The organism is Maribacter sp. 2-571 (assembly GCF_050589625.1).
Classification (GTDB): domain Bacteria; phylum Bacteroidota; class Bacteroidia; order Flavobacteriales; family Flavobacteriaceae; genus Pelagihabitans.
This window is the reverse complement of sequence record NZ_JBNGOP010000005.1, coordinates 120,842-135,277: the sequence shown is the minus strand read 5'-3', so window position 1 is coordinate 135,277 and position 14,436 is coordinate 120,842. Positions and strand designations below refer to the sequence as shown.

At 46.7% G+C, this 14,436-nt stretch carries 15 protein-coding genes; 4 read left to right on the top strand and 11 right to left on the bottom strand.

The window, feature by feature from the left end; all coding sequences use genetic code 11:
• Positions 1-84 precede the first annotated feature (84 nt).
• Positions 85-1,623: a hypothetical protein gene (locus ACRD7P_RS05700; RefSeq protein WP_430906548.1), complete on the bottom strand. Its 1,539-nt coding sequence runs from the start codon at positions 1,621-1,623 to the stop codon at positions 85-87.
• A gap of 150 nt (positions 1,624-1,773) precedes the next feature.
• Between ACRD7P_RS05700 and ACRD7P_RS05695 the strand changes: the two genes are divergently transcribed.
• Positions 1,774-2,115 carry a helix-turn-helix domain-containing protein gene (locus ACRD7P_RS05695; protein WP_430906547.1) on the top strand — a complete coding sequence of 114 codons (342 nt, stop codon included), beginning with the start codon at positions 1,774-1,776 and terminating at the stop codon, positions 2,113-2,115.
• Between the two features lie 97 nt (positions 2,116-2,212).
• Here the strand turns inward: ACRD7P_RS05695 and ACRD7P_RS05690 are convergent, their stop codons facing one another.
• Both ACRD7P_RS05690 and ACRD7P_RS05685 read right to left on the bottom strand, forming a co-directional pair.
• Positions 2,213-2,809, bottom strand: coding sequence for a hypothetical protein (locus ACRD7P_RS05690; RefSeq protein ID WP_430906546.1), 597 nt, complete (start codon positions 2,807-2,809; stop codon positions 2,213-2,215).
• Positions 2,810-2,813: 4 nt separating this feature from the next.
• Positions 2,814-3,794 carry an RHS repeat-associated core domain-containing protein gene (locus tag ACRD7P_RS05685; protein WP_430906556.1) on the bottom strand — a complete coding sequence of 327 codons (981 nt, stop codon included), beginning with the start codon at positions 3,792-3,794 and terminating at the stop codon, positions 2,814-2,816.
• 407 nt (positions 3,795-4,201) lie between these two features.
• On the opposite strand from ACRD7P_RS05685, the gene ACRD7P_RS05680 reads away from it, so the two are divergent.
• Both ACRD7P_RS05680 and ACRD7P_RS05675 read left to right on the top strand, forming a co-directional pair.
• Positions 4,202-4,507, top strand: a complete 306-nt coding sequence (locus tag ACRD7P_RS05680) for a hypothetical protein (protein WP_430906555.1) — start codon at positions 4,202-4,204, stop codon at positions 4,505-4,507.
• A gap of 168 nt (positions 4,508-4,675) precedes the next feature.
• Positions 4,676-4,843 (top strand): hypothetical protein, encoded by a 168-nt coding sequence (locus tag ACRD7P_RS05675; RefSeq protein WP_430906554.1) that lies wholly within the window; start codon positions 4,676-4,678, stop codon positions 4,841-4,843.
• Between the two features lie 207 nt (positions 4,844-5,050).
• Here the strand turns inward: ACRD7P_RS05675 and ACRD7P_RS05670 are convergent, their stop codons facing one another.
• The 6 genes from ACRD7P_RS05670 to ACRD7P_RS05645 all read right to left on the bottom strand — a co-directional run bounded on the left by ACRD7P_RS05670 (position 5,051) and on the right by ACRD7P_RS05645 (position 9,610).
• Entirely contained in the window at positions 5,051-5,374 is a 324-nt protein-coding gene (locus tag ACRD7P_RS05670; protein ID WP_430906553.1) for a DUF5615 family PIN-like protein, read from the bottom strand.
• Entirely contained in the window at positions 5,358-5,603 is a 246-nt protein-coding gene (locus ACRD7P_RS05665; RefSeq protein WP_430906552.1) for a DUF433 domain-containing protein, read from the bottom strand. Before ACRD7P_RS05665 ends, ACRD7P_RS05670 begins: the two co-directional genes overlap by 17 nt.
• Positions 5,604-5,701: 98 nt before the next feature.
• Positions 5,702-5,971 (bottom strand): hypothetical protein, encoded by a 270-nt coding sequence (locus ACRD7P_RS05660; protein WP_430906551.1) that lies wholly within the window; start codon positions 5,969-5,971, stop codon positions 5,702-5,704.
• Positions 5,972-6,169: 198 nt separating this feature from the next.
• Positions 6,170-7,048: a tyrosine-type recombinase/integrase gene (locus ACRD7P_RS05655; RefSeq protein ID WP_430906550.1), complete on the bottom strand. Its 879-nt coding sequence runs from the start codon at positions 7,046-7,048 to the stop codon at positions 6,170-6,172.
• Positions 7,035-7,970: a tyrosine-type recombinase/integrase gene (locus tag ACRD7P_RS05650; protein ID WP_430906549.1), complete on the bottom strand. Its 936-nt coding sequence runs from the start codon at positions 7,968-7,970 to the stop codon at positions 7,035-7,037. The genes ACRD7P_RS05655 and ACRD7P_RS05650 overlap by 14 nt, the downstream gene beginning before the upstream one ends.
• Before the next feature lie 101 nt (positions 7,971-8,071).
• Positions 8,072-9,610, bottom strand: a complete 1,539-nt coding sequence (locus ACRD7P_RS05645) for a hypothetical protein (RefSeq protein ID WP_430906548.1) — start codon at positions 9,608-9,610, stop codon at positions 8,072-8,074.
• Positions 9,611-9,760: 150 nt separating this feature from the next.
• Here ACRD7P_RS05645 and ACRD7P_RS05640 point away from each other — a divergent pair, with 150 nt between their 5' ends.
• On the top strand, positions 9,761-10,102 hold the full coding sequence (locus ACRD7P_RS05640; RefSeq protein ID WP_430906547.1) for a helix-turn-helix domain-containing protein: 342 nt from the start codon (positions 9,761-9,763) through the stop codon (positions 10,100-10,102).
• A 97-nt stretch (positions 10,103-10,199) separates the two neighbouring features.
• Here the strand turns inward: ACRD7P_RS05640 and ACRD7P_RS05635 are convergent, their stop codons facing one another.
• The gene (locus ACRD7P_RS05635; RefSeq protein ID WP_430906546.1) at positions 10,200-10,796 is read right to left on the bottom strand and encodes a hypothetical protein; all 597 of its coding nucleotides are present in this window, start codon (positions 10,794-10,796) and stop codon (positions 10,200-10,202) included.
• Between the two features lie 4 nt (positions 10,797-10,800).
• Positions 10,801-14,436 (bottom strand): DUF6443 domain-containing protein, encoded by a 3,636-nt coding sequence (locus ACRD7P_RS05630; protein WP_430906544.1) that lies wholly within the window; start codon positions 14,434-14,436, stop codon positions 10,801-10,803.

Sequence of the window (14,436 nt, the reverse complement as noted above, 5' to 3'; positions counted from 1 at the left end):
ATACCTTTTTCGGGTTTGGGTGAACTACTTGGTCAAAGGTTTGGTTTACAGTAGCGTTAATGGTTCATTTTGTGCATCGGACCGTTATGGACTACTTTGAACCACTACGTCCCGTTTGCCTTGTAATCGGGTTACGATATCGTCGAGCAACCGACGTATCTTGGTTTGGGTGTTTTGGTATTCGTCATAACTGACCACCTCGTACAGATAGCCGTTGCGCTTGTTGCCCTTGGCCTTGCGTACCAGTCCCGCCTGTCCGAGTTGCAGCATGTACCGCTTTTGGTTACTTGGATGGATGCGCAACGCCCTACGGATCTCGGCATTTGTAAAAGTGCTTTCCCCGTTGGCCTTTAGGTAGGCTTTGAGCAGTTCGAAGAACTGGCGGCAAGCCCCGTTCAGGATGTCGCTTTTGCGCAACAGCACTTCGGTGATCAGTTCATTGGCCTCTTGTATGTCCTCGATTTCCGTTTCTATATATTCCTCGCCCGTGGCCTTGTCGTATCGCTTTTCACGTTGCATCTGTTTATAAAAGGTGATGGCCTCGATAAACTGTAGGTAATGGGCGTTCGTCCTTCTCGGTTTGAACACGCTTTTGGGCAGGGCCAAGTGCATGGCATACGGGTTTATCACTTTGATGGGCCTTAGCAACATCTGAACATTGCGGAGAAGCTCCGCAGCTTTTAATTGCTCTTGTTCATTTGCCTGTCCGGCCGACACGGCCCGTTGGTATTGCATGATACGTTCGTCCTGCGCCTCGCTCTCGTCTATGTACAGCAAAAAACTACGGTTGCTGTTGTCCTCGTAAATACTTTCCTGTGTGGTACATCCCGCTACCGATACGGGGCCTTCCACGGTGAGTTTTATGGTCTTGGTATTGCCGTTCCTGTCCTTGTGGCTCACCCGTTTGGTAATGCTGCGCTTGCTCTGTAGTTCCCGAAGCGGATACAAAGCCGCTTCCGCACCGTCCAAGTCCTCTATCAAAATCAGTTTGTTGCGCAGTTCGGTACGGTTGAAGTAGTAAAAGGCGTTTTCCGAGAGTACCGTCATGTCCACGATGTCGGTTTCCGGTATCAGTTCGCCCACCTTTGATTGCAGGTGTGTCTTGCCAACGCCGCTACTTCCCAAGCTGATACAATGCAAAGGGTTGTTACTCTTTCTACTGGTAAAGATGATATACATTAAAAGACGGTTGGTATGTTCCCCGATTACGCCACTTTGCCCTATCAGTTCGTTGGTTCGGGCAAGCAGGTCTTTCTTTTTTAAAAATGCCTCTGCGGCCCGCAGCTCTGTGGGGGTGAGTTCCCTTGCCATCGGTTCGCTGTCCAAGGCTTCCAATTCCTTTAGCCTATGGGTTTCCAATCGGTCGGTAAGTTCCTGTAACGCCCTTCGGGTGATACTGGTTCCCGTTTCCAAGCGTTCGGCTACCTTGCGCACCAGTTTTTCTACTTGGTTGTTGTTGTACAGGTCGATGTTGTGCCGCAGCTTTTCGCTGCTGTCCGTCTTGTTGATGGAGAGCGTTACCCGAAGGCTGTCCAGTTTGTTGAGCCTTACCCCGCCCAGAACGGTGATTTCAAGGTGTCGGGCGGTAAAATGGTAATGGTTCGGGTTGGATGTGTCGAGCATCGTAAAAATATTTAGCTGCGATTATTTGGTACAAATCTATAAAATCTTATGGTTCTTGCAACTAATTATTTATTTCAAAGTGTAATTTATTCGCAATATATTTGCCCATAAGGCGCAAATAGGCGTTTTTGATACCATATTTTAGAGGTTATGCAGAGTTTCGGCAAAAAATTAAGGGAGCGCAGGGAAGCAAGGAAGATTTCGCAGAACGAACTGGCGAAGCTTATCGAGGCGCACCATTCGGCCATCGGTAAGTACGAGCGGGATGAAGTGAGGCCGTCCATCGATGTGGTCGTTAAAATGGCCGATGTCCTAGACACCACCGTGGGCTACCTCTTGGGCGAGACGGGCGATGCCGATGCGCTGCAAGACCCCGCCATGCTCAAACGCCTCAATGACATCAACGGACTGCCGCAGAAGGAACGGGAAGCCCTGTTGCTCACCATAGATGCGTTCCTTCGGGACTTCAAGGCTAAAAAGGCATACGCATAAAAAAACCATCCCGTAGGATGGTTTCTTCTATTTTTATTTTTTACCCTAAAAAATCACTTCATTTAAAAACTTTAGATAATAGGTGGTTTTAAACCTGCTATCGAATATTAAAAAACTTATAAAGCACTTCCTCCTTTGATAAATTGGATATATTGTTTTCTAAAAAATCAATCATGTCATTTGAAGCTTTACCCTTACGTTTTTCTCTAAGCTTAGATAATTCTTGAAGCCCAACATCCTTGTTTACAAAGTAATTATATAATGCAATAAGATATATGTTTTTATTAATCTCATCGGAACTATAGTCTGCATCTTGCTTAAGGCTATCAAATGTTTTTTTTAATTCAATATCGGCGTTTTCTTTCTTTGCTCTTAAAAGTAGTACGCCATTCAACAAATTGAGCGTATAATCATCTTTAGCATCAATTTGTTCTGTTGCTAATAAGGCTTCTGTCCATTGACCTTGATCTATTAAAAAGTTAACTTTCGCAGAATGATAAAATTTATTTTTAGGGTCGCAATTAATGGCGTTATTAATGCTTAACAAAGCAGAGTCCTTTACGCCCTTTAAAGCATACTCAATATATTTTGCGTTAAAAACATTACAGTCAACCGTTTCCTTTGTTTGGCTTTTACAAAACTGCAAACTAAAGGTCAAGACAATTAATAAAAATAAAACAATGTGTTTTTTCATATGGCTAGTTGCTAATGTTTAAAATTCCTTTAATTCCGCTACCTGGTGTACCCTTATTCGTATAACCTGAATAAGCATCTATGTCAAAATTTAAACTTGGCACTCCTGTCACATTGTTCCGAGACTTTCTATGAAGTTCCCCTACACTCATGTTTATAGTAGCTTTTGATGATGCTATAGTCCTTCCCTGTGATCCAAGCATTGGTCCGGATTCAACAAAAGGGCTACTAATATTAGTTCTTTGGTTTCCGCTCGGCGTACTTCGACTTAGACTAAAATCTCCAACAATATTAACCATTTCAACACCGGGAAGGCTTATCTCTGAACTTAAGGTCATTTCAATATTAACTCCTGTAACCTCACTTACCCCATCTTGTAACTGACCGAACTCCCCTTTTCCTTCTATATTTAAAGAATAGCTTACATCAGCAGTGTTTGTGACTACTCCTGTTCCAAATCCAGCAGTGACCAAGGCAACTGCCCCAGAACCTACGGATTGGGAAGGATCCCCTCCAAACATTAAACCTGAACCAGTCGTATATTGTATATTCTGATCACTCGGTATACCTAAAGTTTCTTTCACCTCGCTCTCATTGCTGCCAACATTCGTCCATTCGCCGCTATCATTTGTAAAAGATTCTGAATCGTTATCAAACCAAACAATATTTCCATTTTCACCTTTAAACCAGTCATATGGAGCCATCCCGTCGGGATCGATATACTTTATCGGGTTGTCCATCATGGCGTTGTAGGGCGACCATTCATAAAATTCCTCGGCCAACGGGTCAGAACTTATCCATCTGCCAATAGCGGCATCATACTGTCTTGCCCCGAAGTCGTGCCAGTTGAGATCGAGCGATTTGTCGTGTTCCTTGCCCTGATAGGTGAAGTAGTTGTTCTCAACGCCGTTGACCATATTATTGTACCCCTTGTGCTCGAGGCCGAAAGGATAGACGTTTATGCGTTTTTTTGCGTGCCGGCCCACCTTTCACGGGTTGCCCAATAAATTTCCGGTTTTATTTTAAAGAACGTAGCTTAAAGATAGGCTTTTTTCCCGTTAGGCCCCCGCAGGGCAAACCCAGTTTTTTATTGCATAAAAAGCCCCTATGTTTTCCCTGCTCCCTTTGCCTCGGTATGTTACATAAAACAGGTTATAATACTTGCTCGCACCGCCAATGCCGTAGTTATAACCGGTTTTATGTAAAATACTCCCTGCACCCACGCTGCCGACGCTTTTTTGAACAAGTTTGTGAAGAAGGTATCATTTTAAAAGCTGTCGGAACTCATCCGCATCGGCCAACCCCTTCCGCCAACTTTTAAAACGTCATAAAAAAATTAAGGTTTTTTCCCATGAATAGATTACGCCGTAATATTGCCGTTAAAACAAGAACTATGAGAATAGCAGATTTGAACAACTATGTGAAGTTCGTATTCAACCAACAGGATGCCGACTTAAATTTTGTGACAACGGATATCGAAGTACTGAAAGAAGTGGTGCCTGTTAACGAGTTAAAGATTGGCAATAAAATCAACGCCTTCGATGACGAGGAATATGAGGTTGTTGACATTTATGTAAAGAACATAGATGACCACACCCGTGATGAAAATTATGGTTTCAACTTAGAGCATGGTCAACCTAAAGGAACCATAAAAGAGACTTTATTGACTATTGTTGTAACGTTAAAGAAAGTCGGGTAGAACATTTTAAAGAAGAACGATTTAGAGGCTGGTGGTGCGCAGGGAATCGGTCTTTTTTAAAATGATGGCCAAGCGGCCACGGAGCGTCCCGCAACGCTAGGGAAGCCTTCTACCGAGGGATTCGGCATGTACTGTATTGTAATATCGTCCCTTAAAAAGTGCTGTTAGATGCCTTTTCCAAGCCCTGCGGCGTTTGAGCGCTATAAAGGCGCAGCCATAGCGAAGCGCCGAGGCCGACGCAGCTGTAACGGCAAGCCACGCATTGCCACAGATGCGCCACAAGGGTCTTTGGTTCCGATTCCCCTTAAACTACTTTTTCCCAAAGACCCGCAGTAGGTCGAGGCATTAGCGGCTGAGCCCAATGAAGTGGCGATGGATTTTTCGTGGCGGGGTTTTTGCATAAAAACCGTGACACGGACAAAGACAGTAAAGCCACGGGTGAGCGTAGCCAAGCGGTGGCGGCGCAAGCTTTTTTTAAGGACGCAGGACGTAAAAAAGTTGTGCACAGAGGGGCGCAGCGAACACCTTATTACCGCCCGTTGACTATTCGATGATGATGAGTCCGGGAGCGGTTTCACCTTCCAAGACCTTTTCTACTTTGGCGACGAAGGGCAACAGGGTATCATAGCGGGTATCGACGGCATCGATCACCAAAAGGCTTACACCGTACTTTTCAAGGTTCTGTTGGTGGCTCATGTTCTTGTCCACGCTCAACAGCAGGGTCATTCCCTTTTGCTCCATCTTTTGCAAGAGGTCGCCGTTCTTGATGCCGCTCCATCCCATTTCGGGTACGGTCAACACTTCATGTGCCTCGCTGAATCGGTATTTGAGTTTCCTCGGGATGTTCTCGTCAAGCAGCAGTACCATTGTCCATTTCGATTTCGGTAAGGTAAACGGATAGCAGTTCCAACACTTTTTGGGCAAAGTTCTTCTTTACCGTAGGGTAGTTCTCCAAGAACTCCTGTATGTTGTCGCCGCCCTGTAGATAATCGAACAAGATCTTTATCGGAACCCTCGTACCCTTGAACACAGGGGTGCCACCCAAAATATCGGGGGATACGCTCACATATTTGTCCAAGGCATTCTTAAGGTTCATTTTTTTGTTGCTTTTGTTTATGCTTTTATAAAGATACAACTTCCGTTCCATTGTTTTTACTGTTTTAAGGGGACGGCCAGCGACCGCCCCCGATGTGTTCAATGTTTGAGCCATTCGGCCAGTCCGTCCAGTTCTTCCTGTGGATAGCCTGCCAATAATATCCGACACAGCCAGTACATGCTATGTTCGGCCTCTTTCCTTTGGTCGTCGTCCAATTGTGTGAGCATAGCGATTCCATTTAACAACGCCTGTTGCATATAGCCTAGTTCGCTAAGGTCTGCAATGGCAAGTTTGATATAATTTTCCTTGGTGTCCGGGTCTTGGTACAGCGTATGTACGTACCTTTCGGTAAATTCTTGTAGATTCATGTTGTTATACTTTAAGGGTTAAAAATACCCACCGTAGCTTTCCTTCTGCGTATAACGGCAGTACAGGAGTTTCCTTTACCTGTAAGCGTAGTGGGATTTTGTAAAAATACACTTTGTTGTTATCTGTGTTATACTTTTAAGGAATAAATGTGTATTGTTCTTTTATGGACTTCTGATGTATATCATTGCATATCTTTTTTAGTTAATGGGATGGAAGTTGTTCACGATTTCGTGTAGGTTTTCCAGATCGTCCTGCAAATACCTTTCGGTGGAACTGATGTAACGGTGTCCCGCCAAGTATTGTGTTTTTCTAAGATTGTATTGCCCCAACCACAAGGTGATCACAGATGCCCGTATCTGCTTGGCACTTATGACCTTTTGGTTGTACTTTTTCAGTTTTTTTATGATGGTATGTACAAAGATGAACCTATCGCCATAGGGGAACAGATGATCGCTGTCTTGGGTGCGCTCCATCAGTTTGTCCCTGATGTCGCTTAGGTATTCGGCGAGTTCCATGATCTGCCACGGTCTTAGTTCCAGTTCACGTCCGTTGCTCCTACGGCTGCCCGACACGTACAGTTTGCCCTTATTGAGCTTTAGGTTTTCCAACCGTAGGTGTTTCAGGTCTTTGGCATGCAAGCCTTGATAGACCATAAAACCTACAATGATCTTGTCCCGTTTGGCGGTATAGGTGTGGTAGATTTCCTGTTTGCCCGTGGTTTCAAAAGAGTAGTACAGGTCTTCCAGTTCCTCGGATTCCAACAGGTCGTAATGGATGCTCCGTTTTTCGCCCTTGACCCGTATATCGGCAAGCGGGTTGTTACTACGGTTCCCTTCTTCGATCAGATAGTCCAGATAGGTCTTGATACGCCTTAATTTGTGGTTGACGGTCTTTTTTTTGTTGCCCTTTCGGGTAAGGTGCCTTACGTATTTCAAGCAGGTTTTGTAATCGATGGTTTCGGCTGTGGTTCCGTTTCGCTTGCACCACTTTTCAAAGTGCTTTAGCAACCGTAGGTTTCCCTTGATGCTAATGGGGCTATAGTTATGTTGTTGCAGATATTCCTTATACGTTTTCATGTTCCAATGTCTTTAACAGATGGGTATATAGCTGTGTGCTTTCCAACGAGGCATGCCCCAAAAAGGTCTTGATGCTCTCCAAGGGTACGCCCCGTTGAAGCAGATGGGTGGCGATACTGTGACGCAGGGTATGCGGGGTAATCCCTTTGGCTATGATGGTACGGTTTTCCGAAGCGGCAACGATGGCCTTTAACCGTAGGGCAATGCTTGTCCCGTCCAACCTTCTGCCCAATCTGCTGACCAAAAGGGCTTCGCCCATGTGGCTGTCGGTGAACTCAGGACGGCCTTCAAAAATGTAATCTTCCAGTATCCGAAGGTTGTAACCGTTCAGCGGTACAAAACGTTCCTTATAGTTCTTGCCCTTGCGCACGTAGAGCCGTTCCCTGTCAAAAAGCACATCGCTTACATCAAGGTGTACCGCTTCGTTCCTTCGTAGGCCGCAACTGTACAGTACCGTTAGTATGGCCTTGTCCCGCAACCTGTAATGTTCGTCGTCATGGCTATAACCTGTCGCCATAAAAAGTTCCTTGATCTCGGCTTGGGTCGGGATGTTGGTCTTTTCCTCGGTGGGGTTCCGTTCCGCTTTCAAGTGGATGGTAAAACGGTTGTTCCCGTGTTGTCGCAGATAGTCCCTGAACTTTTTCAACGCCTGTTGGTGCTTGTTCAGGTACGCCTTGCTCAATGCCCCGCTGCGCCGTTCGTTACTTCGCCGTTGCAGGGTTTCGTAATATTCACTTATCGTTCTTGTGGTGATTCCGTCCAAGTGTCGGATGCCCCGTTGCTCTGCGTAATAAAAAAACTCCTGTAAGTGGTTGGGCAGATAGTACACCGTACTTTCGGCATAGCCCAACACGTCCAGCCACTCCCTAAAAGAGGTTACCAGTTTCCTAAAGCCTTCGTTATGTAATTTCAGTTTCTTCATTTTCTTTTCTTACGGGCATACCTTTTTCGGGTTTGGGTGAACTACTTGGTCAAAGGTTTGGTTTACAGTAGCGTTAATGGTTCATTTTGTGCATCGGACCGTTATGGACTACTTTGAACCACTACGTCCCGTTTGCCTTGTAATCGGGTTACGATATCGTCGAGCAACCGACGTATCTTGGTTTGGGTGTTTTGGTATTCGTCATAACTGACCACCTCGTACAGATAGCCGTTGCGCTTGTTGCCCTTGGCCTTGCGTACCAGTCCCGCCTGTCCGAGTTGCAGCATGTACCGCTTTTGGTTACTTGGATGGATGCGCAACGCCCTACGGATCTCGGCATTTGTAAAAGTGCTTTCCCCGTTGGCCTTTAGGTAGGCTTTGAGCAGTTCGAAGAACTGGCGGCAAGCCCCGTTCAGGATGTCGCTTTTGCGCAACAGCACTTCGGTGATCAGTTCATTGGCCTCTTGTATGTCCTCGATTTCCGTTTCTATATATTCCTCGCCCGTGGCCTTGTCGTATCGCTTTTCACGTTGCATCTGTTTATAAAAGGTGATGGCCTCGATAAACTGTAGGTAATGGGCGTTCGTCCTTCTCGGTTTGAACACGCTTTTGGGCAGGGCCAAGTGCATGGCATACGGGTTTATCACTTTGATGGGCCTTAGCAACATCTGAACATTGCGGAGAAGCTCCGCAGCTTTTAATTGCTCTTGTTCATTTGCCTGTCCGGCCGACACGGCCCGTTGGTATTGCATGATACGTTCGTCCTGCGCCTCGCTCTCGTCTATGTACAGCAAAAAACTACGGTTGCTGTTGTCCTCGTAAATACTTTCCTGTGTGGTACATCCCGCTACCGATACGGGGCCTTCCACGGTGAGTTTTATGGTCTTGGTATTGCCGTTCCTGTCCTTGTGGCTCACCCGTTTGGTAATGCTGCGCTTGCTCTGTAGTTCCCGAAGCGGATACAAAGCCGCTTCCGCACCGTCCAAGTCCTCTATCAAAATCAGTTTGTTGCGCAGTTCGGTACGGTTGAAGTAGTAAAAGGCGTTTTCCGAGAGTACCGTCATGTCCACGATGTCGGTTTCCGGTATCAGTTCGCCCACCTTTGATTGCAGGTGTGTCTTGCCAACGCCGCTACTTCCCAAGCTGATACAATGCAAAGGGTTGTTACTCTTTCTACTGGTAAAGATGATATACATTAAAAGACGGTTGGTATGTTCCCCGATTACGCCACTTTGCCCTATCAGTTCGTTGGTTCGGGCAAGCAGGTCTTTCTTTTTTAAAAATGCCTCTGCGGCCCGCAGCTCTGTGGGGGTGAGTTCCCTTGCCATCGGTTCGCTGTCCAAGGCTTCCAATTCCTTTAGCCTATGGGTTTCCAATCGGTCGGTAAGTTCCTGTAACGCCCTTCGGGTGATACTGGTTCCCGTTTCCAAGCGTTCGGCTACCTTGCGCACCAGTTTTTCTACTTGGTTGTTGTTGTACAGGTCGATGTTGTGCCGCAGCTTTTCGCTGCTGTCCGTCTTGTTGATGGAGAGCGTTACCCGAAGGCTGTCCAGTTTGTTGAGCCTTACCCCGCCCAGAACGGTGATTTCAAGGTGTCGGGCGGTAAAATGGTAATGGTTCGGGTTGGATGTGTCGAGCATCGTAAAAATATTTAGCTGCGATTATTTGGTACAAATCTATAAAATCTTATGGTTCTTGCAACTAATTATTTATTTCAAAGTGTAATTTATTCGCAATATATTTGCCCATAAGGCGCAAATAGGCGTTTTTGATACCATATTTTAGAGGTTATGCAGAGTTTCGGCAAAAAATTAAGGGAGCGCAGGGAAGCAAGGAAGATTTCGCAGAACGAACTGGCGAAGCTTATCGAGGCGCACCATTCGGCCATCGGTAAGTACGAGCGGGATGAAGTGAGGCCGTCCATCGATGTGGTCGTTAAAATGGCCGATGTCCTAGACACCACCGTGGGCTACCTCTTGGGCGAGACGGGCGATGCCGATGCGCTGCAAGACCCCGCCATGCTCAAACGCCTCAATGACATCAACGGACTGCCGCAGAAGGAACGGGAAGCCCTGTTGCTCACCATAGATGCGTTCCTTCGGGACTTCAAGGCTAAAAAGGCATACGCATAAAAAAACCATCCCGTAGGATGGTTTCTTCTATTTTTATTTTTTACCCTAAAAAATCACTTCATTTAAAAACTTTAGATAATAGGTGGTTTTAAACCTGCTATCGAATATTAAAAAACTTATAAAGCACTTCCTCCTTTGATAAATTGGATATATTGTTTTCTAAAAAATCAATCATGTCATTTGAAGCTTTACCCTTACGTTTTTCTCTAAGCTTAGATAATTCTTGAAGCCCAACATCCTTGTTTACAAAGTAATTATATAATGCAATAAGATATATGTTTTTATTAATCTCATCGGAACTATAGTCTGCATCTTGCTTAAGGCTATCAAATGTTTTTTTTAATTCAATATCGGCGTTTTCTTTCTTTGCTCTTAAAAGTAGTACGCCATTCAACAAATTGAGCGTATAATCATCTTTAGCATCAATTTGTTCTGTTGCTAATAAGGCTTCTGTCCATTGACCTTGATCTATTAAAAAGTTAACTTTCGCAGAATGATAAAATTTATTTTTAGGGTCGCAATTAATGGCGTTATTAATGCTTAACAAAGCAGAGTCCTTTACGCCCTTTAAAGCATACTCAATATATTTTGCGTTAAAAACATTACAGTCAACCGTTTCCTTTGTTTGGCTTTTACAAAACTGCAAACTAAAGGTCAAGACAATTAATAAAAATAAAACAATGTGTTTTTTCATATGGCTAGTTGCTAATGTTTAAAATTCCTTTAATTCCGCTACCTGGTGTACCCTTATTCGTATAACCTGAATAAGCATCTATGTCAAAATTTAAACTTGGCACTCCTGTCACATTGTTCCGAGACTTTCTATGAAGTTCCCCTACACTCATGTTTATAGTAGCTTTTGATGATGCTATAGTCCTTCCCTGTGATCCAAGCATTGGTCCGGATTCAACAAAAGGGCTACTAATATTAGTTCTTTGGTTTCCGCTCGGCGTACTTCGACTTAGACTAAAATCTCCAACAATATTAACCATTTCAACACCGGGAAGGCTTATCTCTGAACTTAAGGTCATTTCAATATTAACTCCTGTAACCTCACTTACCCCATCTTGTAACTGACCGAACTCCCCTTTTCCTTCTATATTTAAAGAATAGCTTACATCAGCAGTGTTTGTGACTACTCCTGTTCCAAATCCAGCAGTGACCAAGGCAACTGCCCCAGAACCTACGGATTGGGAAGGATCCCCTCCAAACATTAAACCTGAACCAGTCGTATATTGTATATTCTGATCACTCGGTATACCTAAAGTTTCTTTCACCTCGCTCTCATTGCTGCCAACATTCGTCCATTCGCCGCTATCATTTGTAAAAGATTCTGAATCGTTATCAAACCAAACAATATTTCCATTTTCACCTTTAAACCAGTCATATGGAGCCATCCCGTCGGGATCGATATACTTTATCGGGTTGTCCATCATGGCGTTGTAGGGCGACCATTCATAAAATTCCTCGGCCAACGGGTCAGAACTTATCCATCTGCCAATAGCGGCATCATACTGTCTTGCCCCGAAGTCGTGCCAGTTGAGATCGAGCGATTTGTCGTGTTCCTTGCCCTGATAGGTGAAGTAGTTGTTCTCAACGCCGTTGACCATATTATTGTACCCCTTGTGCTCGAGGCCGAAAGGATAGTAGTTCGATTCCTTTACAATTTCCGTTGCAGGGTCTATATCGCCGTTATCATCGGCATCGGTATAGGATAGCCGCACGTTGCCTAAATGGTCCTTGTATTGATAAATATGGTCGTAGCCGCCATTGGTCTTGGGCTCCACATAGCCTTCAGGTGTGCTGAAGAACTGTAAGGTAGCACTGCCACTGTTAGGGCCTTCATAAATATAGTTCCCAGCATAGTCCGTGGTCGTCCCCGTGCTCACGGCTTTCTTGAGTTTTACCCCCGTGGCATCGTATACATAGTCAATGGTGCCGCCATTGATCGCTACCTTGGTCGGCAGGTTCAGGTGGTTGTACTCGATATCGGTTATCCCCTTATTGGCATCGGATGTCATGTTGCCGTTATAGTCGTAACCATAATCGGCACCCGCAGTGTTCCCGTCCATAAAGCCGGTACCCGCGCCGCTGTCCGTCACCGATTGCAACTGGTTGCCGCTATAGGTGTAGGTCAGCTCGTCCATCGTACCGTAATCATTGTCATTGGTGGTATTATCGGCCAAGATAGGTGTATTGGTTACATGCCCGAGTCGCAACAACTTTTGAATGTTGCCATTCTTATCGTAGGTAATCGGTTTTGCATCGCTGCCCAGATCAAAGTAGCCGGTATTGTCGGCCCCCTGGGCAATGCGGTTCAAGGCATCGTATTGGTAATCGTATGTTTTTAAACTGTTGTCCACATTATCTGTGCGCCATTGGGTACGGGCAATGTTACCATTGTAAAGTGCGTTCGGCCCTTCGTTGTACGCGAGGCTAAAATTAAACAATTTATCGGGAGTGGTATTGGTCACATCGTTCATGGTCTTGAGCCATCCCCTTACGTTGTAGCCATATACAACTTCCTGCAAGGGCGTGGCCGTACTGTTCCCCACCTCCTTCTTAACCAATTGCCCGATGCCGTCGTACGCGTTCAGGGCGATCAGTTCGGTGTTGCCCGCCAGTTCCTGGCGTTGGCGCTTTAAGCGGCCCTGGTGGTCGTAGTCGAACAGGTCCACCGTTGCGATGGGGGCATTCGTGCCCCTGGTGTGGCTGGTACGGGTGCGCAGCACCTTACCGGCAAAGTCGAGCTCGCTCTCCACGATATCTTCCGTGTCCAAAAAATTGTTCTGGCTAAGGTTATAGATGGCGCGGCCCTTGGCGTCGTAGGCGGTGAGTGTGGTGGTCCATTGGGGTTTCCCCAATACCCGTACCTTGCTGACCGTGGGCAGGCCCTGTACGTTGTTGGCCACTCCTTGCCCGTAGATGGGACCGGCCGGTTTGGCAATCCCGTCCCTAGCGGTATTGTAATTGTCATAGTAGTTGATGGTATGCAGTTCGCTGTAGCCACTGTTGGGGTAGCCGCTGTTGCTGTATCCGATGACGGTACCATCGATGGTAGTGCTCCCGTCACTGACCCAGAGGTTCCCGGTATGGTTATCGGCCGCGGTCTGGTGCGAAAGCCGGGTGCCGCCGCTGACCATGCCCGTATAGGCCACCCGGCCATGACGGTCATATTTGGTGAAGAGCCAGTCGTTCTGACTGTCCTTGGTCATCACGGGCTGGTCGAGCTTGTTGTATACGATGTACTCCCAGCCCTTGCCGGGCAATTTCTTTTCCACCAAACGGTTGCGGTGGTCGTAGCGGTACTGGTAGCCGAGCTCGTCCATGGCGGTGATGGCACCGTTCATCTTGGGGCTCAGCACATAGGTGAGGTTCCCGAAATCGTCGTAGATGTAGTAGGTATCATGGGCCGAGCCGTTGTAGGTGCGTTTCAGCACCACCCGCCCGTTCTTATCGGTAAACTCTTCGGTGGTATGATCGGTACCGCTGGTCCAGTTCTCATCTTTGATGACGTTTTTGTAGAGCTCCCCCGTGGCATAGTTGCCGTCGGTGGCCAGGACCGGTACGTAGACGCCATCGGTCAAGGTGGTGGTAACATCGTAGCGTTTCACCTCCGTGGCCGTATTGGTGGCGTACCCGAAGTCGATCTCGTGCCCCCCGCCGATACGCCAATCGTGGCCCGGGGCCCCTTGCTGCTCCACCCGGTTCAGGGGGGAGGGCTCGAACTTCTTTTCAGAAAAGGGGTTTTCATAGGCCCCGTTCATATCATCGGGATAGTTGGTATTGTAATAGGCCGTGGTATTGCCTTCGGCATCGGTCCGAAAGGTGCCCAGATCGGCATCGTCTTCCCGGTAGGGCAGGTATTCCTTTTCCATACGGCCGTAGGCATCGTATTCCATATGGGTCACCAGGTCCTTGACGGTGCCCGCGCCCTTGATGGCGATCTGCTGCATGGGGCGGCCAAGGCCGTCGAAATAGGTGACCGACTCGAACACGTCGTCTTCCTTGGCGGTGCCCGCATTGAATGAGGTCATATGATCCTGGTAACTGCGGGTCAGGATATAGTTTTCATCGCTCAGGGAAATGGGCCCGTAATCGGGCTGATCGAACTCGATCTCCTTCTCGCCGATCCTGGCGGTAAAGGTAGCCCCTTCCTTGATCCATAAGGTGGGTCGCAACAATATGGAATCCGTCGCCAATAGGTCGTCGGACTGCCCGTTTTCAAGGATATAGCTACCGCCCGCGGTCTCGGGCCTGGTCTCCACGGCGTCCTGTGACCATAGGGTCGTTCCCAAAAAGCAAAGAATAATAGGTATAAAGAACTTTTTCAT